Below are 20,370 nucleotides of genomic sequence, written 5' to 3' on the forward strand. Positions count from 1 at the left end.
GGGGGGGGTGGGCGTGGGCCGGGGCCGGGGCCGGGGGGCCGGTCAGAGCGGGAGCAGGTCGGAGACCCGGACCGGCGCGCCGGTCCGGAACGACTCGGTGGCGGCCAGCCCCACCGCCAGCGCGTTCGCACCGGCGACGTGGTCGGCCCGCAGGCCGAGCGGGTCGGCGGCCGGCGGGCCGAACAGGGCGCGCAGCATCAGCTCGTCACCACCGCCGTGCCCCGGTTCGAGCGGTTCGTCGAGCAGCACCTCCGGCTCGGCGAACAACGGGTACCGCGTGATGGTGGCCCTGGTGAAGTCGGCGGCGTCCGTGCCGGGCGGGCGCTCGAGGCGGAAGCCGTCCTCGACGGGCGAGCGGGCGTAGTCGTTCTCCCGCACGGCGAGTTCGAGCCGGCCGCCGGACCCGTTGAAGCACACCCGGTAGCCCTCGTACGGCGAGTAGGCGTGCAGCTGGTAGTTCAGCGAGACCCCGGAGCGGTAGCGGGCGAGCACGGACATGTCGTCCTCGACGGTGATGCCGGAGCCGAACACGTTGCGGTCCCGCAGGTACCCGTCCTCGTGTTCGGCGTCGAGGTAGAGCGCGCGCATGCGGGGCGAGGCGGCGAGGTCGAGGGCGAACGGGTCGCTCCTGGCCTCCTCGGAGCCGGCGGCGCGCGCGTAGTCACGGGCCAGCCCGTGCCGGGCGCCGTTGGACTCGCCGTAGAAGAAGAGCCGCCCCATGCCGAACACCAGCTCGGGCCGGTCGTCGAGCCACCAGTTGACGAGGTCGAAGTGGTGGCTGGACTTGTGGACGAGGAGCCCACCGGAGTGCTCGCGTTCCCGGTGCCAGCGGCGGAAGTAGTCCGCTCCGTGCTGCACGTCGAGCAGCCACTCGAAGGTGACCGAGCCGACGCGTCCGACGGTGTCGTCCGCGAGGAGCTCCCTCACCCGTTGGTGCACCGGGTTGTAGCGGTAGTTGAAGGTGACCTCCACGGGAACGCCGGTGCGGCGTTGGGTGTCGAGGATGGCGCGGCACTTCGCCACGTCGACCGTCATGGGCTTCTCGGTGATGGCGCGGCGCCCGTTGTTCATCGCCGAGACGAGGTAGTGGTCGTGCGCGCTGTCCGTGGTGCAGACGATCACGGCGTCGACGCGTTCGGCCGTGAGCATCTCCTCGAAGCGGTCGGGGGTGTAGGCGGGCAACGCCGGGTGGCCGGCGTCGGTCAGCCAGCCGTTGTAGGCGGCGATCCTCGTCTGGTTGGAGTCGCAGAGAGCGACCAGTTCGGCCGTGTCCGGGAACCCGCTGGCCAGCGCGTTGACGTACATCTCGGCCCGAGATCCCAGCCCGACGAGGGCGTACCGGGTCCGCTGGTTGCCGTCACTCACCTTGAGGTGCTCCTTCCACAGGCGCTGGGCCTGTCCTCGCCGGGGCGGGTGCGCGTGGACGGGTCGCTCCGCACCTCCTGCCGCCACCCCGGCCGTCCGGCCGCCGCCCCGGCGTTCTCGTGCCGGTCTCGACCGCTGCCTGTGCGGATTCAACCTGTGTCCAACTCGCCCAGCAAGCGCTTACCGGCCCGACCGGCAGGCTGCTGACCGGTTCCGGCCAGCGCGGTCGGCGAGGCGGGACCACCTACCCGACCGGAGCAGCCTCTGCCATCATCCGCATGGCGGAAAGTGCTTTCCCAACCACTCGGGCGGTGTGTGGCCAGGCTGGTGCGGGGCGCGGAGCGACGAGGCTCGAGGGCGGGAGGGGCGGTGGCACGACGACAACCAACCCTGGTCGAGGTGGCCCAACACGCCAGGGTCTCGTTGGCGACCGCGAGCCGGGTGCTCAACGGCTCGAACCGCAGGGTGGGCGAGGAGCTGCGGAACCGGGTCGTGGTCGCGGCGACCGAACTGGGCTACCTGGTGAACGCCTCGGCGCAGGCCTTGGCGCGCAGCGCTTCCCCCGTGGTCGGGCTGCTGGTGCACGACATCGCCGACCCCTACTTCTCCAGCATCGCCGCCGGCGTCAGCCGCGTCGCCGAGGACCGTGGTCTGGTGGTGGTGCTCGGCGTGACGGGCCGCGAGGCGCACCGGGAACTGTCGCTGCTCTCCACGCTGCGAGCCCACCGGGCCCGCGCCGTCGTGCTCGCCGGCAGCCGGACGACGGAGTCCCTGCACACGGAACGGCTGAGCACCGAGATGGTGGCCTTCATGGAGCAGGGCGGCCGGGTGGCGTGCATCTCGCAGGACCGCCTGCCCGTGCACACCGTGGTGCCCGCCAACAAGGACGGGGCCCGCGCGCTGGCGAGCAGGCTGGCCGAACTCGGTCACCGGCGGTTCGGGGTCCTCGCCGGTCCGGCCGACCTGGTCAGCGCGGTGGACCGGACCACGGGTTTCCTGGAGGGGTTGGCGAACCGCGACGACCCGCTGCCGGAGCCGGTACTGGTGCACGGCGCCTTCACCCGGGACGGTGGCTACCAGTCGACCCGGGAGATGCTGGCCAGGGACAGCGGCATCACCTGCCTGTTCGCCGTCAACGACGTGATGGCCACCGGGGCGATGGCGGCGATCCGCGACCAGGGGTTGCGGGTCCCCTCGGACCTCTCGGTGGCCGGCTTCGACGACATCCCCACCCTGCGGGACCTGGTGCCCTCGTTGAGCACGGTCCGCTTGCCCCTGGAGCAGATGGGCGAGCAGGCCGCGCGGCTGGCCTTCGGCGACCAGCCCATCCGGGGGACGCGCACGGTGCGCACCCGGGCCGAGGTGGTGCTCCGGCAGAGCACGGCCCCGCCGCCCCGCTGAGGGCGTCGCCCCCGGGAACACCCGGCTCCACGCACCAGGGAGCCGGACGGGCGGCGGAGGCGCGAGTCGAGGCGGGACGACTCCCGGACCGCATCCCTACCGCCAGGCGCGTGACCGGTGGGCCCGCTCCAGCCGCCCGCGTGGTCCTGGTCGCACCGCCGGCACGGAACGAGGTGCTGTGGACGGTGATCTGGCGACGGTCGCGGGTGGAGGTGACCGGGGGATTCGCACCGAACCGGATCCCGAGAACGCCGGTTCACCTGAGTCGCTGGGCGCCCGCATGGCGGCGATCCGGGACTCGCGCACCCTGGCACCGCCCAGGTCGTCGGCACAGGCCATCCGGCACCCGGCACCCGGCACCCGGCACCCGGCACCCGGCACCCGAGGGTTGACCCGACTACGGAGGTGCCGCGAGCGGCCGCCCGACCGCGCCACGCGGGTCGCGCCCAGCAGTAGCCCTGGACGGCGTCACCGACCGAGACGTCGGGCTCGGGGGTCGGAGGCGGGATCGCTGCCTACGGGCTTCGCCATCTGGGCGAGGGCCACATCGGCCGCGGGATGGGAGGCCCAGGCACGGCCTGTTCCACCCGGGTACCCGCTGTTCTTGTCGAGGTCGTCGCAGTGCGCGGGGTACCCGTGGCCCGCCGACCACTGCGTGCTCGGCGGGCCGAGCCCCGGTACGGCGCGGCGCCCCGGGCCGGTGGGTACGACCCGGGGCGCCGACGGCTCACACCCGGCCCTCCTCAGGAGGACGCACGGCGGGGCGTGTCACCGCTCAGACACCGGTGTGCTGGGTGATCCAGTCCCGGTACGGGGTGATGTGGGTGTACACGGTGACGCTGCGGCGGTCGCTGGTGGAGGCGACACCGATCTGGTACCCGGACTCGGCGAACATCGGGCCGCCGGAATCACCACCGGCGGGGATGCCGTCAATGCGGGAACCGCACACACCCAGGCCGCCCCGGTAGTCACCGCGGCAGGTGCCGTCGACCCCGGTGACCTCGACGTTGGCGTACTTGAGGTACTGGGACTGGCAGCTGGCCTCGCCCTGGCCGGGCGCGGGGATGCAGGTGGCGCCCCACCCGTAGGTCTGGACCGTATCGCCGACCGCGACCTGCTGGCTCGGGGCGAGGGGCGTGAACTCGGTGTCGACCTCGTTCGCCAGCCTGATCAGCGCCAGGTCGGCGCTGGGGTGGGTGATGACGCCGTTGGGAGCCTGGTCCACCAGGGTGCCGGCGTGCTGGTCCAGGTCGCCGTACCGGACGCTGTTGCCGCTGCTGGCGACGCAGTGCTCGGCGGTGAGAACCCATTCAGGGGCGATGACGGTGGCCGAGCACACCTCGGCGCCGTTGCGGAACAACCGGGCCGCGCCGCGGGTCTCCTCGGCGAAGTTCCCGTCGATGATCATCGGCTGGTTGGCCGTGTCCAGTTCGGCCGGTTCGGCGGTAGCGGCACCCGCCAGGGGGGCGACCAGACCACTGATCGCGAGACAGGCCGCGGCGGCGACAACTCGTAGTGGGCGCAAACTCAACTCCTCGGCTTGGGCGGGCGACCAGCCCGCCTTGGGCAGGGAACGAGGAATCCAACCTCGCGGTGAGTTTCACACGATCGAGTGAGGACGAAAAGGATTAACCTGGACCTTGTCCGGCGATGTCCACCTCGCCACCCGGTTGGAGCAGCGGGTCGTCACCGAGCGAGATCAGCCGAGGAGTTCGCGCATCGTGTCGATCTCGGCCGTCTGCCCCACCATCATGTCCGCCGCCATCGCCTGGAGGGCGACGTCCGACCCGCGCGAGAGGACCTCGTCGGTCATCTCCAGCGCCCCCTCGTGATGGGCGATCATGAGACGGAGGAACAGCCGGTCGAAGTCCGATCCCTCGGCGGCGGCCAGCGCCGTGAGTTCCTCCGGGGTGGCCATCCCCGGCATGTCGGCGTGGTCGTGGCCCCCGTGGTGGTCCTCGTGGTGGGCATGCCCGGTCGCGTCGACGATCCCGTCGCGCCACCCCAGCATCGCCCCGATCTCCGGCCCCTGGGACCCCTCGATCCGCCCCGCGAGCGAGACGATGCGGGGGTCCGCTGCCCGGCTGGGGGCGAGCGCCGCCATCTCCAGCGCCTGCTCGTGGTGGGGAACCATCATGTCGACGAAGGTGAGGTCGTGCTCGTTGGCCTCGGGTTGTCCGGCGCTGAGCGGACCGTCGGGGGCGACCCGGCGTGGTTCGTCACCCGGCCCGCCCGGGGCGACCAGCGGCGGCGCCTCGGTACCCGTGTGCTCGTCCACACCGGATCCGGTGCATCCCGCGAGGAGTACCGCCCCGACGACCAGGACGGCCAGCCGTCCCATGCCCGACGCCCCCGGTCCGCCCACTCCCCGCACCCGCACCCGACTCTCCCGTCATCTCGTCACCGACCGGGCGGTACGCGGACCCGTCCAGGTCCACGGTGGAACCGCCGGCGCGCGCACCGAACGCGATGCGACTCGGGAGCCAGCCTAGGCGCGGTCACCGTCGATTCCTAGGCCGGAATCACGCCCTCCTCCGATTCGCCGCGCCCTCGACCATTCCTCCTCCCAAACCACCGCCGGACGGGTGAAACACATCATTCACATTCCCGTCACGGAATCCCGTCCACGGCCTGGGAGAATCGCGGGACAACGGGACGATGACATGGCACTACCCCACAGCACCGCGCTCACCAGCACTGATTTCCCTCCTCACCCAGCGTTGCCGCCCGCATGAGATCCACGTGAAATCATCACTCTTTCGGCGGATACATTCGCCCCGACGGTCCTCCACATACTGCTAGGTGGTTCGACGTGCCACCGGGGGGGCGCATTCCCGAGGGGAGATCATTGTGAGGCAGGCTTTCCATTCCCGTGCGCGCAGAGCCCGGGCGGCTCTGGTCGCGGCCGCCGGTCTCGCGGCCGCCGCGACGCTGGCCGTCCCGGCGTACGCGCAGTCCGCGGACCCGCTCGAGGCGGACCCGTTCGCCACCGAGGGCGTCCTCCCGCAGTCGGTGGACGAGGAGGTCTTCCACAGCGACAACATCCGCCACGTCGCCCACCTGCCCAAGCAGGCGCCGTTCGACAACACCGACAGCGTCGGCAGCGACATCGGTTTCCGGGACGACTACGCGTTCTTCGGCAACTACAACGGTTTCGTCGTCTACGACATCGCCGACCCCGAGGACCCCCAGATCGTCTCCCAGGTGTGGTGCCCCGGCGGGCAGGGTGACATCACCGTGCACGGGGACCTGCTCTTCCTGTCGGTGGACTACCCGCGCACCAACAACACCTGCGACTCCGAGTCGACGACCGCGGCCGACCCGAACGGGTGGGAGGGGATCAGGGTCTTCGACATCAGCGACGTGACCAGCCCCCGCTACGTCGCCGACGTCCGCACCGACTGCGGCTCCCACACCCACACCCTCGTACCGGACAAGGGCGGTGAGGTCGCCTACCTGTACATCTCCTCGTACGCGCCGTCGGCGAACTTCCCCCAGTGCCAGCCGCCGCACAACAAGATCTCCATCGTCGAGGTGCCGTTGGACGACCCGGCGGCCACGGCGCTGATCGCCGAGCCGGTGCTCTTCCCCGGGGACACCGGCAACCCCGGCCCGCCCGCCGGCCAGCGGAGGACCACCGGGTGCCACGACATCACCGTGTTCCCGGCCAGGGATCTCGCGGCCGGCGCCTGCATGGGTGACGGCATCCTCATCGACATCGCCGACCCGGTGAACCCGGTCGTCATCGAACGGGTCCGCGACGACGTGAACTTCGCCTTCTGGCACTCCGCCACCTTCAACAACGCCGGCACGAAGGTGGTCTTCACCGACGAGCTCGGCGGAGGCGGCGCGGCGACCTGCAACGAGGAGGTCGGACCGACGCGCGGAGCGAACGGCATCTACGACGTGGTCGACCGGGGCGGCGAGCCCAAGCTCGAGTTCCGCAGCTACTACAAGATCCCCCGCCACCAGGAGGACACCGAGAACTGCGTCGCCCACAACGGGTCGCTGATCCCGACGAAGCACGGCGACTTCATGGTGCAGGCCTGGTACCAGGGCGGCATCTCCGTCTTCGACTTCACCAACTCCGCCCGGCCGAGGGAGATCGCCTACTTCGACCGAGGACCGTTGAACCCGGACCGGCTCCAGGGCGGCGGCTCGTGGTCCGCCTACTACTACAACGGCTACATCTACTCCAACGGGATGCAGCGGGGCCTCGACGTCGTCGAACTCGACGACCCGAGGACGAACACCGCGAAGCGCGTCACCTTCGACGAGTTCAACCCGCAGACCCAGTACGTGTACGACTGGCCGAACGGCCTGGTCGTGCCGGGCAACTGACACCACCGGACCAGCGGCCGTTCCGGCTGCCCCCCACGCGAACGGGCCCGGCACACGCCGGGCCCGTTCCTCGTCCGGCCCTGCCCGGGTGACGCGGGTGATCCGACCGGACCGGCCCACCGCGGCGGGACCAGCGCCACCCGCCCCAGTCCGGGCGGGCCGACCTCGGGCCCCTCAGCCGCCAGCGGAACCCCTGCCCCCACCCACCCGGCGGCGACCACCTCGCCGCTGGGGACCGGCGGGGGCCGACTGCTCCGGCAGACGCGCGGGCCTCCTCGGCGCGACGAGGCACCAGGCGGACAGGACCGGTGTTCCCGCGCCCCGAGGACGTCGAGGCCTGGCGGGACGTGCGCCTGACGCACCCGGTTCGCCCCACCCACCCCTGGACCAGGGTTGACCGGGCGGGGCTCAGCGCCGAGCCGCGTTCCGCGCGAGGCCGAGCAGGCCGGCGGCCGCCGAGACGAGGACGACGATCGACAGCGGTTGCACGGTTCCCGGCGAGACGAGAACCAGCAGGGACCACCCGGCCAGGAGCACCGTCCCCGCACCGAGCACCGCACCGCAGACCAGGAGGAGCGCCCTCCCCCGCAACGCGCCGATCACCTCGCCTCGGCGGGCTGGGGGCACGCGGCGCAGTCCGTGGGCGGGCAGGAGGACGACGGCGATCGCCACCAGCAGCCCGGCGAGTCCATGGATGCGCGTCGAGTCGGGCATCGAGGTCAGCAGCAGGAGGAGCGCCCCGCCGGCCTGGACGAGCCACATCTTCCGGAACAGCGGCCACAGGACCGCCTCGACACCCCGGCCGAGCTCCTGCCGGCGGGTGTCCCGTTCGATCCGTTCCTCGTCCCGGCCCTCGTCCGGCGTCCCTGTCCCGCCCACCTCGGGCTCGCCCGACCCGCCGTTCCTCCGCCAGCGGCGAGCGACGGGCCCACCGCCGCGCGCCGACCGCCGCTCCGCCCTGGCCCGGGCGTCGCGCTCCTTGCGGACCACGCGCAGGCCCCGTTCCGCCACCGCCGACTTCGGGCGGAGCCGCAACGCCGTCCGGTAGGCCCACTCGGCGCGGCCCCAGTCGTGGCGCAGCAGGGCGGCGTCGCCCAACACCTCGTACGGCCGGCCCTCCTCCGGAGCGAGTTCGACGGCACGCGCCGCGCTGTCCTCGGCGTCCCGCAGGGCGCCCTCCCCGCCCTGGGCCGTCAGCGCCTCGGCCAGTCCGGAGTGGCACTGCCAGACCCGTGGTGCCTCCGCCACCGCCGTGCGGGCGGCGGCGACCGCGTCGTCGTGTTCCCCGAGGTCGGTGTGGGCCAGCGCCGCCAGCAGGTGCGGGGAGTGGTGGCCGGGCAGGACGATCATCGCGCGGCGGGCCAGGGCGAGTGCCTGCGTCGGGGCACCGACGTGCAGCTGCTCGCCCGCGAGCTGGCAGAGCACCGCCGCGTTCCCCGGGTGCTCGGACACCAGGTCGGACAGCAGGCGAACCGCCTCGCGGTGTTTGCCGGAACCGCTCAGTTCGGCGGCGCGGCGCAGGGTGGCGGTGACGTCGGGCACCACCCCAGTCTCTCAGCTCCCCGCGAGCCCGTTCCAGCGCTCGGCGACGAGCGGGTCCCGGTGCCGTCGACCCCCGCTTCCCCGTGCCCCTGTTCCTCGGGCGGCGGGGCCGGAACCGCGTTGTGGGAGGCCGGGGGCGCGCGGCAGGATCGGCCTCGGCCGTCGTCCCAACCCCGCGACCAGAGGAGCACGATGCACCCACCACCGATCCGCGTGTCGCGCGCCGAGGACCTCCCCGTCCTCGGCGAGGTCAGCAGGGCGGCGGACCGGCTGTTCGAGGACGTGGGACTGGTCCTGCCACCGGACGACCCCGAACACGCGCTGCGCTCCGCCGGCGAGGTGCTGGTGGCGGGAGAGCCACCCGTCGGTTTCGCCGCGATGGACGAGCTCGACGGCAGGACGCACCTGGACCAGCTCGCGGTGCACCCCGCCTTCGGCGGCCGGGGTATCGGTGGGGCGCTGCTGGCCGAGGTGCTGGCCCGGGCCGGCCGCCGGGGCTCACCCGCCGTCACCCTGACCACCTTCCGCGATGTTCCCTGGAACGCTCCCTGGTACCGGCGGCGCGGGTTCGTGGAACTGCCCCGGTCCGACTGGGGACCGGAGCTCCGCGCGCGTTGGGAGAAGGAGCGGGGCGCGGGCATCGCGGTGGCGCCCCGCATCGTGATGATCGCGTGGGCGGACCCGGTGCCCGGGGGGTCGGGGAGCTGAGCGGACGTCCGCTCCGCCCGGACGCGGGGCTGCTCCCTCGTTCGGTGACCGTCCACCGCTCACCCCGACCACGGACCCGGCCGAGATCGGCGGACTCGGACTCCCCAGCGGCGAGCGGTGCTCCCCCACCGCTGCCCGAGGACGCGCGCGGGGTGGTCGGGCGGCGGCTGGTGGCGGTCCTCGGGCCGTCGAGCCGGTCTGTCCCCCAGATCCACCCGACCGCGCGCCGCGATCACCCGGGCGGATGGTGGCGCCGGTCGTCAGGGGTGTGCCAGCACGGCGTTCGCCCCTGTCACGGGCCGATCGCGTCCCCCTGGCCACGATCGCGGCTAGTATCCCGATGTGATTGAACGCTCCACCAGTTTGGGTGATCTGAGCGTCGTCACCGGCGCGGTGGGTGTCGATCTCCTCGCCTGGGGGCGAGAAACACTCGGAAAGCGGCCACGACGGGCGTCATGACCCCGGCGGCGGTGGCGTCTCACCACCGCGAGCACCGAGTGCAGGAGACCGCCGGTCACCGGCGGAGGAGTGGGGGGAGTGGTAGTGCGCAACGAGTGGTCCGTCAACTGCCGGGACGTCGCGGGGCGGCGACGGGACGTGGTCGTCTTCGTCGACCAGGGACAGGTGGTGCTGACAGCGCCCCCAGGGGAGACCGCGGTGCTGAGCCCGCTGGAGGTGGGACGGTTGCGCGCCGCCCTGCGGGACGCGGTGGTCGCCGCCTCGGTATCCCCCGAGGAGTGAGCGGGTACCCCGCTGCCGGGAGGTGACCGCGCCGCGCCCGCCTCCGAACGCTCCGGCGTCGGCCCGGACCAGCGGCGCACGACGACCGGCCGCCCGGCGGGTCGGGGACGACACAGGAGGGAGGCGCCGTTGACACGGGTGGAGGTTCGCCGGACGTTCGCGCAGTCACCGGACCGCCTGTGGTCCTGGCTCGGCGAGCCGACGACCTACCCCAGCTTCCTCCCCGAGGTCACCCGGCTGCAGCCCGTCGGGCACGAACAGCACGCTCCCGGTGACCGCTACCAGCTGTCCCGACGTGGCACGGCTGGTCGACCCGCCACCCACCTGACGGTGGAGGTCCGGGACGCCGCCCGTCGCATCGTGCTCTCCCAGGGACCCGGCGACATCCGACGGTTGGAGTTCCGGCTCCGCCCGCTGCACGGCGGCGGGACCGAGGTGCGTTTCGGGGTGGAGACGCTGGTCAGCGGGCCAGTCCGGCGACTCCTGGACAGCGCCGGCGCCCCCGTCCTGCGGCGCTGGGCGACCCGGGCGCTGGTGCGGCTGTCCCACGCGGCCGAGGGCTGGCCGGCCGGGCACGACGCACGGGCCTCCCGGCGGGGGCACCACCTGGTGGAGCGGTGGCGCGACCTGCGCGTCCTGGTCAACAACGGTGTGCTGCGCCCCGACCGACCCGACCGCATGGTCCGCCTCGCCGGCGCGTGGTGGCGCTGGGGCACGTCCCTCCCACTCGGCTACACGGCGGCGGCGGTCCGCCACCCCGACCGGGCGGCGCTGATCGACGAACACGGCGCGGTCAGCTTCGCCGAGCTGAGCGAGCGCACCACCCGGCTCGCCAACGCCCTGGCCGACCGGGGGTTGGGGGAGACCGACGCGGTCGCGTTGCTCTGCGGGAACCACCGCCTGCTCGTCGAACTGTTGATCGCGTGCAGCAAGCTGGGGGTCAGGACCGTCCTGCTCAGCCCCCGGTTGAACGCGGACCAGGTCAGCGGGTTGCTCCGCGAACAGCGCGCACGGACCGTGGTGGCCGACGCGGAGTACCGGCCGCTCCTGGTGCGAGCCCCGAGGAACTGCCAGCGGATCACCGCGTGGGTGGACGCCCCGACCCGGGCTCTGACGGTCGAACAGCTGATCGCGGACTTCCCCGCCACCCCACTCGGCCGCAAGGCGGCGGAGGGCACGACGATCGTCCTCACCTCGGGCACCGGCGGAGTCGCCCGCGCCGTGCCGTGGCAGGACCCGCCCCGGGTCACCCCGGCCGCCACGGTCTTCACCCGCGTCCCGCTCCGCGAGGGCGAACGCACGCTGATGGCGGCCCCCCTGGCCCACACCCGTGGTCTGTCAGCACTGCACCTGTGCGCGGTGCTCGGGGCGACGCTGGTGCTCCGACGTGATTTCTCCCCCGGGCAGGCCCTGCGCGAGGCGGCGCAGCACCGGTGCACCTCGATGTTCGTCCAGCCGGACCTGCTCAGGGGCCTGCTCGACCTGCCGCCCGCCGAGCGTCTCGAACACGACCTCGGCAGCCTGCGGGCCGTGGTCAGCACCGGTGCTCCCCTGCCCGCCGACCTGGCGGCGGACTTCCAGCGCGAGTTCGGCCCCCTCCTCTACAACCTCTACGGCTCCACGGACGTGTCCTGGGTCAGCATCGCGACGCCCACCGACCTGTCCGCCGCGCCCGGCACGGTCGGCAGGCCGCCGCGGGGTATCCGCATCGCGATCCTCGACGAGGACGGGAACCCGCTGCCCGCCGGTCGCGAGGGGCGGATCCACGTCGGCACCCACGCCAGCCACGGCCGGCACCGGGAGGACGTCGGTGGGGAACCACCGTTCCCGGAACTGGTGTTCACCGGCGACCTGGGGCACGTCGACGTGAGCGGCCGGCTGTTCGTCCGGGGCCGCGAACGGGACTGAACCCGCGTCCCGGGCCCCGCCTCCCGCGCCGGCGGGCGGACGTGGTGACCACCGCCCCGCGCCAGGCGAGCGAGGAACGCGGCCTCTCACCGGGGGTAGGCCGCGGCACCGGAAGACCGGAGGAGGACCCGCCCGGGATCGCCCGGTACCCGCCGTCTTCGACAAGCACACCCCGGTCAGGCAGGGTAGGCGGGTGACTTCGATCGACCCCTCCTCCGGCGGAGGACCGGCAGACCTCCGGCTGCGCGCGCCCGAACACCGCGTGGCTCCCAGGGCGATCCTCTGGTGGTCCCTCCAGGCCCTGATCGGCTGGCTGGTGGTCACCCTGCCCCAGGCCGGCCTGCTGCTGTTCACCGACGACGCCCCCATCGGGGCGATGTGGGCGTTGTGGGCCTGCGTCACCGTCGGGGTCCTGCACGTGGCGATCATGCCCAGCTGGCGCTACCGGGTCCACCGCTGGGAGGTGGCGGCCGACGCCGTCTACACGCAGACGGGCTGGTTGACGCAGGAGTGGCGCGTCGCGCCGGCCTCGCGCATCCAGACCGTGGACGCGAAACGAGGGCCGCTGCAACAGCTGCTCGGCCTGTCCACCGTCACGGTGACCACCGCCTCGGCCGCCGGCCCCCTGCACATCGAGGGACTCGAGCACCAGCTGGCCGCGACGCTGGTCGAGGAGCTGACGGCGACGACCCAGGCCGTCCCGGGGGACGCGACGTGACCGGACCCGAGGGCACCGCTCCGGGCGGGGGTCCCACGCCGGACCAGCCGAGCCCGCAGGGACCGACCGGCCCCCACCTCGGCCCGGCGGGGGTGGGCCCGTCCCAGCAGGAGGACGCGATCTCCCCGCCGAAGGACGGGGACGTCGACCAGTCCCCGTTCGGGCCGGACGCGCCCCCTCCGCCCGAACTGTCCGATCCGGACGTGGACGAATGGCGACGGCTGGACCCCCGGATCATCGCGGCACGACCGCTCGGGGAGGCGGCGGGCCTGCTCTGGCTGCTGGTCGTCGCGCTGTTCGTCGGTGGGGACAACGGGTGGCAGCTGCGCATCGCGGGTGTGGTGATCGTGATCCTCGGGGTGAACGGTCTGATCCGCTGGCTGACCACCCGCTACCGGATCACCGAGGACCAGGTCCTGCTCCACACGGGGTGGGTCTTCCGCAAACACCTGTCGGTGCCCAGGGATCGCATCCGCACCGTCGACCTGACCTCCCCGCTGCTGCACCGGGTGTTCCGGTTGGTCGTGGTGACCGTCGGCACCGGCCACAGCGCCACGAGCCCCGACGAGCTGTCCCTGAACGCGGTGACCGCCGCCGAGGCCGAACAGCTCCGCGTCCTCCTGCTCCAGCGCGCCCGGGCCGGTGGGGAGGCGGCTGCCACGAAGGGGGCGGCCGAGGGGGCACCTCCCGACGGGGACGAGGTCGGGGAGACCTCGCCGGCTGGGGCGACCCCGCACGAGGACGGGGAGCCCGTACCTCCACCCGACCAGCTCTCCCGGCTCCGGCGGTCCTGGCTGCGCTTCGCGCCGCTGACGCTGGCCGGGCTGGCGGCGTTCGGTGTGCTGTTCGGCACCTCCTACCAGGCGTTGGAGGGGTTGAACGTCGAGATCACCGACTCCTCCGTGCTCGCCGGCATCCAGGAGTGGGTGACCGCGCTGCCGGCCCCCGTGCTGGTGGCCGTCGCGGCGCTGTCGTTCCTCGTCGTCATGGTCGGCGGCGCCCTGGTCGTCTACGTGGTGCGCTACTGGAAGTACGAGCTCAGCCGGGAACACGACGGGACGCTGCGGGTGCGGCGGGGGTTGCTCACCACCCGCTCGGTCTCGATCGAGGAGAAACGGCTCCGAGGGGTCGAGGTCGTCGAACCGCTGCTCCTGCGCTCCGCGAAGGGGGGCAGCGCGGACGCGATCGTCACGGGCTTCGGTGCGCTCAGCGGCGACCGCGACCTGCTGCTGCCGCCGGCTCCCGTCACCGAGGCGCACCGCGTCGCCGAACTCGTCACCAGGACACGTCCCGCCCCCACCCTGACCGGGCTGGCCCGGCACCCCTCGGCGGCGCGCCGTCGACGGCTCGTGCGAACGGTCGTGCCCACCCTGGGCCTCCTCGGGGGCCTGGCGTGGGCCGTGGTGGAAGGCCCGGTCCCGGTGTGGGCCGGGTACCTGGGGTTGGTGGCGCTGCCGTTGGCGGTGCTGCTGGGCGTGGACCGCTACCGCAACCTGGGCAACCAGCTGGCGGACCGGTACCTGGTCGGTCGACGCGGTTCGCTGGTGCGGCGCACCTTCGCGTTGCGGACGGACGGCATCATCGGCTGGAAGGTCCGCAGGTCCCTGTTCCAGCGGCGGGCGGGACTGGCCACGGTCGTCGCCACGACCGCGGCCGGCGCGGGTCACTACGAGATCCAGGACGTCGACGTGGCGCGGGGACTGGCGGTGGCGGAGGCGGCCGTCCCGGGGTTGCTCACCCCGTTCCTGACCGAGGGGCCACGGCCGCCGGTCGAGCACCACGCCGACGACCTGAGCGAACGGGACGGGAGGCGGAACTAGAATCGCCACGGTGAACGGCCGGCTGGTATGGATCGACTGCGAGATGACCGGTCTCGACCTGCGCTCCGACGCGCTCATCGAGATCGCCGCTCTCGTCACCGATTCGGAACTCACTGTGTTGGGCGACGGGGTCGACGTGGTCATCCACGCCGACGACGCCGCGTTGGAGTCGATGCCCGAGGTGGTGCGGGACATGCACTCCCGATCCGGGCTGACCGAGGAGGTGCGGCGGTCGACCGTCACGATCGCCGAGGCCGAGCGGTTGGTCCTGGACTACGTGCGCGAGTACGTGCCCGATCCGCGCACGGCGCCGCTGGCCGGCAACTCGATCGCCACCGACCGGGGTTTCATCGCCAGGGACATGCCGGAACTGGACGCGCACCTGCACTACCGGATGGTGGACGTCTCCTCCATCAAGGAACTCTGCCGGCGGTGGTACCCGCGCGTCTACTACGCCCAGCCGGAGAAGGGGTTGGCCCACCGGGCCCTGGCCGACGTCCTGGAGTCGATCAAGGAGCTGCGTTACTACCGGCGGTCCGCGTTCGTTCCCCAACCCGGCCCGACCACGGACGAACTCCAGGTCATCGCCCAGGAGATCCTGAGCGGGGAAGGCGGGGTCGGCGGCACCGAACTGGCGCGCCGCGGCGGTACCGCCTGATCCGGCGAAACCGGCTCCGGGCTTCGGGAAACCCGGACACCGGCCCCACCGCGCGGTCCGTTCGCGCCGCACGCTAAGCTGTCGGCACCACGGTGGTCGGAGGGCATCCGCGCGGTGCGCCGAGACCACGGCGGCATGGAGGGTGTAGCTCAGTAGGTAGAGCACTGGGTTGTGGTCCCAGTTGTCGCGGGTTCAAATCCCGTCATCCTCCCCAGTCACGGAAGGCCGGGCCGGTACTCCTCGGAGTGTCGACCCGGCCTTCCGCGTGTCGGACGCGCCGCGGAGGGGCCCGGTGCCGCGCCGTCAGCGGGAATCGCCGGAGACGGCGATCAGCAGGAGGCGCGCCGCATCGTGCGCGCGCCGACGGCCAGGCCGACGACGGCCACCGCCACCGCCGTCAACGCCGCCCACAGCACCGAGGGATGTGCCAGGTCACCGGCGAACAGCGCCCGCTCCGCCTCGACCAGGTAGGTCAGCGGGTTGAACCGGGACGCGGTGTGCAACCAGTCGGGAGCGAAGTCCATGGGGAGCAGGACACCCGACAGCAGGAGCAGGGGGAAGAGCAGCCCCTGCTGGATTCCGTAGAAGGTGGACGGCTGGTCCCGCATGGCCAAGGCGAGGCTGATCGAGAGCGACCCGAGCCCGACCCCGAACACGGCGAGCAGGAGCAGGCCGACCAGCGCTCCGAGCGGGTGCGGGTCGAAGCCGACGGGCAGCGTGGCCAGGACGATCAGCAGCGCCTGCACCAGCAGGGTCGCCACCTCCTTCCCGGTGCGCCCGGCCAGGATGGCCGTCCGGCGCAACGGGGTGGCCAGGAGCCGTTCCAGGGTGCCGGCGCTGGCCTCGGTGAGCATGAGGTACCCGGCGCCGCTGGCGCCGAAGAGGCTGAGCATGACCACGATGCCCGGCACGAACCACTGCCAGGTGGATCCGTCGCCGACGGAGGGCATGACCGCGAGCAGCGGTCCGAAGAGCACGAGGAAGACGAGGGGCTCGGCCATCTGGAAGACGAGCCCGAGCGGGTTCCGGAGTCCCGGGCGCATCTCCCGCACGAAGACGATCCCGGTGTGGCTGACGCGGTTCACGGTGTCCGTACTCCTGTCGGTACGACGTGGTTGGTGGGGGCGGACGTGGTCGGGGGACCTCACTCCTCCGGCGCGTCGCCGTCCCGCAGCCGACGGCCGGTGAGCGCCAGGAAGACGTCGTCCAGGGTCGGGGTGCGCACCTCGGCCGTGAGCGCGGGCGCGGCGGACGTGTCCAGGGCGCGCAGGTACTCGGGCAGCACGGCGACCCCCCAGGTCGCGCGGACCCGGACGGTGGTCCCGTCCACGGTGGCCTCGGACACCGAGGGCATCCGGCTGGCGATCGCCGCGGCGGTGCCGGCGTGGTCGGTGTCGGCGAGGGTGAGGGTGATCAGGTCGCCGGCGAGCTGGGCCTTGAGGTTCTCCGCGGTGTCGTCGGCGACGATGGCGCCCCGGTCGACGATGATCACCCGTTCGGCCATCGCGTCGGCCTCGTCCAGGTAGTGCGTCGTGAGGAACAGGGTCGTGCCCGATTCCCGGCGGAGCCGGAGGATGTGTTCCCAGAGGTGGGCGCGGTTCTGCGGGTCCAGGCCGGTGGACGGCTCGTCGAGGAACAGCAGGGCCGGGCGGTGCACCATCCCGAGGGCGATGTCCAGCCGCCGCCGCTGCCCGCCGGACAAGGTGCCCGCGGGCCTCGTCGCCAGTGACTCCAGGTCGAGCATCGCCATCAGTTCCCCGGTGCGCCGCACGGCCTCGGTGCGGCTGAGCCCGTACGCGCGGCACTGCGTCATCAGCTCGTCGCGGGGCAGCATGTACTCGCCGGAACCACTGCCCTGCCCGATGTAGCCGATCCGCTGGCGCACGCGCGCGCCCTCGTGGGTCACGTCGTGACCAGCGACGAGCGCGGTGCCCGAGGTGGGCGGCAGCAGCGTGGTGAGCATCCGCAGGCTGGTCGACTTGCCGGCCCCGTTCGGGCCGAGGAAGGCGACCAGCTCCCCCGGTTCCACGTCGAGGTCGATGCCGCGCACGGCCTCGACCCGTTCGCCCTTGACCTGGAAAGTCCTGGCCAGTTGTCGGGCGTGAATCATCGGTCCTCCGATACTCAAATTTGGGCATGCGTCCTCGCCGACGCGGGGTCGGTACGCACTGGTGGAGAGGGGGCCACGACCATCCGCCGGGCCGCGGAGCCCGGAAAGCTTAGGACGGAAAACACGTTGATCGTCAGGGTGCCTGACGATCAACGGAGAACTGCCGGTTCGGCGGCCCGCGACCGGGACCGAGCACGGCTCCGGTCCGAGGCGGGCGCACCGCCCGTGTCCCCGGTGGGCATCAGGGCATCAGGGCATCAGGGCCCGGGCGTGGCGTGGCACGGCCGAGCCCGGCACGGGAACGCGCTCCGCCACCGGGCGGCCCCAGGGCAGGGATCCCGGCCCACCCGGCCGCGTCGACCGCGCACGGCAGGACGGCCGACCCGACCCCGGAAGTCCCGACCGGTTGGAGCGGCGCGACCGTGCGCGGGGTCCCACTGACAGCGACGCCCCGGCGCCCGGAGCCGGGCCGCACCCGTGCACTCAGGCCGACCGGTCGAGACGCCGTGGCGCCCCGACGGGATCACGGGGTCGCCGCCTCGGCGTGGTCACCGATCGATCGACGTCGTGCCGCACGGCGTCCTCGTCGACCACGACCTCGGTCACGCCCCCTCGGCCGGGCTCCGCGCACCCGCTGGTGAACAACACCTCCCACGGCACGGCGCGGTGAACCCGGGGGCGCCGGTCGACGGCGGCAGGCACGGGAGACCGGACCGGGAGGCGACGGGCGGCGCCAGTCGAGTCACGCCGCCCGTATCGTCGGCGCGATGGACGAGCAGCCGGCGCCCGCCGTTCCGTACCTCCTCGCCTACGCCTTCACCGTCGCCACCCGCCAGGCCAACGAGGCGCTGCGCCAGCACAACCTCACGATTCGGCAGTTCGGCGTGCTCGTCCAGCTCGATCTCGAGCCGGAACTGACGATGTCCGACCTGGCCCGCCAGCTCGGTGTGACGAGGCAGTCGCTGCACGAGATGGTGGGCGCGCTCGAGCAGGCTGGTTACCTCCGCCGGCTCCCGGGTTCCTCCGGCCGCACCCGGCGGCTCGAACTGACCAGGGGGACGCGACGCCTGATGAACCAGGTCGACGACCGGCTCCGCCTGGTGGAGGAGGAGTTCCTCGGCGGCCTTCGGGCCTCCGAGATCCACACGCTGCGGACACTCCTGCGGCGGCTGCTGGCCCACGCGACCGACGACGAGAGCTGGCTGGGTACTCCGTGACGCGGAGCGGGGTCGCCCGGCGGGTCCGGACCGGCTCGGTCCACCGCCCGCCGCCTGGAACGACGCGCGGCCCGGGCCGAATGGCCCGGGCCGCGCCTCCGCCCGTCGCGCTCGCGGATCAGCCGGCGCGCACGCCGCCGGTGAGCCACTCCTCCCACGGGATCTGCCAGTCGTTGAAGCCCCCTCGGCCGCCGTCCCCCGGCAGCTCCCGGCCGCCGGAGTCGGTGATCAGCACGACGTCACCCCGCTTGACGTTGTCGTAGAACCACTTCGCGTTCTCCATGGACAGGTTGATGCAGCCGTGGCTGACGTGCTCCTTGCCCTGCTGCGGCACGGACCAGGGCGCGGCGTGCACGAACTCGCCGTTGTTGGCGATCCGGGTCGCCCACTTGACCTGGGTCTGGTAGCCCCCCTGGTCCAGCGGCAGCCCGTAGGTCGAGGAGTCCATCAGGTAGTCGGCGTGCTTCTCGGTCACCACGTGCACCCCGTCCCAGGACCGGAAGTCGGGCTTGCCCAGGGACATCGGGAACTTCTTCACGACCTCGCCGTTGATCTCCACCGTCAGCTGGTAGGTGGAGCCGTCGGCGTGGGCGACGAAGGAGTCGCCGATCGTCAGCTCGGAGGTGCGGCTCTCCTTGCCGTAGACGCCGTTGCCGAAGTGCCTGCCGTAGATGTCGGCGTCGATGCTGATCTTCGTGCCCGGCTCCCAGTACTCCTCCGGCCGCCAGTGCACCCGTGTGTCGTCGAACCAGTAGAAGGCACCCTCGACTTCGGGGTCGGTGGTGATGGTGATCGAGTCCTCCACCGCCTGCTTGTCCTCCAGGGGGACCCCCTCGGAGAAGTAGAAGGCCAGTGGGTGTCCCACGCCGACGGTCTCCCCCGGGAGGGGCGAGAAGCCGACGTAGGTCTGCTGCGCGGGCTGGACGGTGGTGAAGGTGATCTCCTCGGACCGCTCCTGGCCGTCGTCACCCTCCCCCGCCACCGACAACGTGTAGGTCCGTCCGTAGCCGAGCGGCTCGGCCGTCGTCCACCCGCTGCCGTCCTCGGCCAGTTCCCCGTCCACCTCGACGCCGTCGGGGTTCAGCATCGTCACCTCGGTGAGCACGCCCCCCTCGGCGGCCACGGTGACGGGTTCCCCGGGTGCGACGTCGGTGGCCTCGTCCTCGGTGCTGAAGACCAGGGACAGCGGCTCGTTCTCCGGCGGCGCGGAGCTCCCGGGGGCGCCGCCCCCGGACGGGGCCGCGCTGCCGCTGGTGCAACTCGCGGTGATCACCGCGGTAAGACCCAGCACCGCTGCGAGCAGTCGGACACGCCCCGACTTCCGCCTGCCGCTCGCGACGCCAGTGATCCTGTGCATAGTCGTTCGTCCTCGTTCCCCCAGGCCCACCAATGGTGGACCGCCATTGCGCTCAACGGAGTAACAGGCGGTTCGGTGACACGACGAGGACCGCCACGCACGGACTCGCCCTGAACCTGCCTTTACCCAGGTAGACGTATGTACGGCCGAATCGGTTGCCAGAAGGGGCGAAGGCACGCACCTCTTCATCCATTCGGAGCACGACCAGGCATCCGGGTGAAGATCGCGTTGGGTCGGACCACTCCGGGCACTGGGCGGGGGGCCGGTGCGGGGGCCACGAACGGGGCTGTGTTAGAGTTTCCTCGCCGGTCGGGGAGAGCGACCAGACCGGCGAGGAATACTGGAGGAGCACTGGCAGCCAGCCAGTCAGCACCCCACAGGCGCCATTAGCTCAACTGGCAGAGCAGCGGACTCTTAATCCGCGGGTTCGGGGTTCGAGTCCCTGATGGCGCACCAGCTGGCACAACCCGTTCGACCAGCGCGA

At 72.5% G+C, this 20,370-nt stretch carries 16 protein-coding genes and 2 tRNA genes; 11 read left to right on the plus strand and 7 right to left on the minus strand.

What is annotated here, in order from left to right:
• Positions 1–42: 42 nt before the first annotated feature.
• Positions 43–1,365: a Gfo/Idh/MocA family protein gene (locus tag C1701_RS16115; RefSeq protein ID WP_026419063.1), complete on the minus strand. Its 1,323-nt coding sequence runs from the start codon at positions 1,363–1,365 to the stop codon at positions 43–45.
• 369 nt (positions 1,366–1,734) lie between these two features.
• Between C1701_RS16115 and C1701_RS16120 the strand changes: the two genes are divergently transcribed.
• Positions 1,735–2,766 (plus strand): LacI family DNA-binding transcriptional regulator, encoded by a 1,032-nt coding sequence (locus C1701_RS16120; RefSeq protein ID WP_026419064.1) that lies wholly within the window; start codon positions 1,735–1,737, stop codon positions 2,764–2,766.
• 775 nt (positions 2,767–3,541) lie between these two features.
• Here C1701_RS16120 and C1701_RS16125 read toward each other — a convergent pair.
• Together C1701_RS16125 and C1701_RS16130 are read right to left on the minus strand one after the other, a co-directional pair.
• Positions 3,542–4,297: a S1 family peptidase gene (locus C1701_RS16125; RefSeq protein WP_026419066.1), complete on the minus strand. Its 756-nt coding sequence runs from the start codon at positions 4,295–4,297 to the stop codon at positions 3,542–3,544.
• Between the two features lie 168 nt (positions 4,298–4,465).
• Complete coding sequence (locus C1701_RS16130) at positions 4,466–5,146, minus strand: DUF305 domain-containing protein (RefSeq protein ID WP_155886147.1); 681 nt, start codon at positions 5,144–5,146, stop codon at positions 4,466–4,468.
• Positions 5,147–5,613: 467 nt separating this feature from the next.
• Between C1701_RS16130 and C1701_RS16135 the strand changes: the two genes are divergently transcribed.
• Positions 5,614–7,107 carry an LVIVD repeat-containing protein gene (locus C1701_RS16135; protein ID WP_372493021.1) on the plus strand — a complete coding sequence of 498 codons (1,494 nt, stop codon included), beginning with the start codon at positions 5,614–5,616 and terminating at the stop codon, positions 7,105–7,107.
• A gap of 408 nt (positions 7,108–7,515) precedes the next feature.
• Here the strand turns inward: C1701_RS16135 and C1701_RS16145 are convergent, their stop codons facing one another.
• On the minus strand, positions 7,516–8,649 hold the full coding sequence (locus C1701_RS16145; protein WP_156038394.1) for a hypothetical protein: 1,134 nt from the start codon (positions 8,647–8,649) through the stop codon (positions 7,516–7,518).
• A 192-nt stretch (positions 8,650–8,841) separates the two neighbouring features.
• Between C1701_RS16145 and C1701_RS16150 the strand changes: the two genes are divergently transcribed.
• From C1701_RS16150 to C1701_RS16180, 7 genes are all read left to right on the plus strand, one after another.
• Complete coding sequence (locus C1701_RS16150; protein WP_103056155.1) at positions 8,842–9,357, plus strand: GNAT family N-acetyltransferase; 516 nt, start codon at positions 8,842–8,844, stop codon at positions 9,355–9,357.
• Positions 9,358–9,894: 537 nt separating this feature from the next.
• Positions 9,895–10,098, plus strand: coding sequence for a hypothetical protein (locus C1701_RS16155; RefSeq protein ID WP_030105195.1), 204 nt, complete (start codon positions 9,895–9,897; stop codon positions 10,096–10,098).
• Between the two features lie 138 nt (positions 10,099–10,236).
• Positions 10,237–12,006 (plus strand): AMP-binding protein, encoded by a 1,770-nt coding sequence (locus C1701_RS16160; RefSeq protein ID WP_051713373.1) that lies wholly within the window; start codon positions 10,237–10,239, stop codon positions 12,004–12,006.
• A gap of 193 nt (positions 12,007–12,199) precedes the next feature.
• Positions 12,200–12,724 carry a PH domain-containing protein gene (locus C1701_RS16165; protein WP_030105197.1) on the plus strand — a complete coding sequence of 175 codons (525 nt, stop codon included), beginning with the start codon at positions 12,200–12,202 and terminating at the stop codon, positions 12,722–12,724.
• Positions 12,721–14,544 carry a PH domain-containing protein gene (locus C1701_RS16170; protein WP_337661735.1) on the plus strand — a complete coding sequence of 608 codons (1,824 nt, stop codon included), beginning with the start codon at positions 12,721–12,723 and terminating at the stop codon, positions 14,542–14,544. Before C1701_RS16165 ends, C1701_RS16170 begins: the two co-directional genes overlap by 4 nt.
• Before the next feature lie 10 nt (positions 14,545–14,554).
• Positions 14,555–15,202 carry an oligoribonuclease gene (gene orn / locus C1701_RS16175; protein ID WP_026419070.1) on the plus strand — a complete coding sequence of 216 codons (648 nt, stop codon included), beginning with the start codon at positions 14,555–14,557 and terminating at the stop codon, positions 15,200–15,202.
• Positions 15,203–15,340: 138 nt separating this feature from the next.
• A tRNA-His gene (locus C1701_RS16180) sits at positions 15,341–15,416 on the plus strand.
• Positions 15,417–15,531: 115 nt separating this feature from the next.
• Here C1701_RS16180 and C1701_RS16185 read toward each other — a convergent pair.
• Together C1701_RS16185 and C1701_RS16190 are read right to left on the minus strand one after the other, a co-directional pair.
• A complete protein-coding gene (locus C1701_RS16185; protein WP_103056156.1) occupies positions 15,532–16,287 on the minus strand; it encodes an ABC transporter permease in 756 nt (251 codons plus the stop codon).
• A gap of 59 nt (positions 16,288–16,346) precedes the next feature.
• Entirely contained in the window at positions 16,347–17,312 is a 966-nt protein-coding gene (locus tag C1701_RS16190; RefSeq protein WP_026419072.1) for an ATP-binding cassette domain-containing protein, read from the minus strand.
• Positions 17,313–18,079: 767 nt separating this feature from the next.
• Here C1701_RS16190 and C1701_RS16195 point away from each other — a divergent pair.
• Positions 18,080–18,529, plus strand: a complete 450-nt coding sequence (locus C1701_RS16195; RefSeq protein WP_026419073.1) for a MarR family winged helix-turn-helix transcriptional regulator — start codon at positions 18,080–18,082, stop codon at positions 18,527–18,529.
• Between the two features lie 118 nt (positions 18,530–18,647).
• On the opposite strand, the gene C1701_RS16200 is transcribed toward C1701_RS16195, so the two are convergent.
• Entirely contained in the window at positions 18,648–19,886 is a 1,239-nt protein-coding gene (locus C1701_RS16200) for a L,D-transpeptidase (RefSeq protein WP_026419074.1), read from the minus strand.
• A 380-nt stretch (positions 19,887–20,266) separates the two neighbouring features.
• Here C1701_RS16200 and C1701_RS16205 point away from each other — a divergent pair.
• Positions 20,267–20,342, plus strand: a tRNA-Lys gene (locus tag C1701_RS16205).
• Positions 20,343–20,370: the final 28 nt, after the last annotated feature.

This window comes from Actinoalloteichus sp. AHMU CJ021 (genome assembly GCF_002895405.1).
Taxonomy (GTDB): Bacteria; Actinomycetota; Actinomycetes; order Mycobacteriales; family Pseudonocardiaceae; genus Actinoalloteichus_B; species Actinoalloteichus_B caeruleus.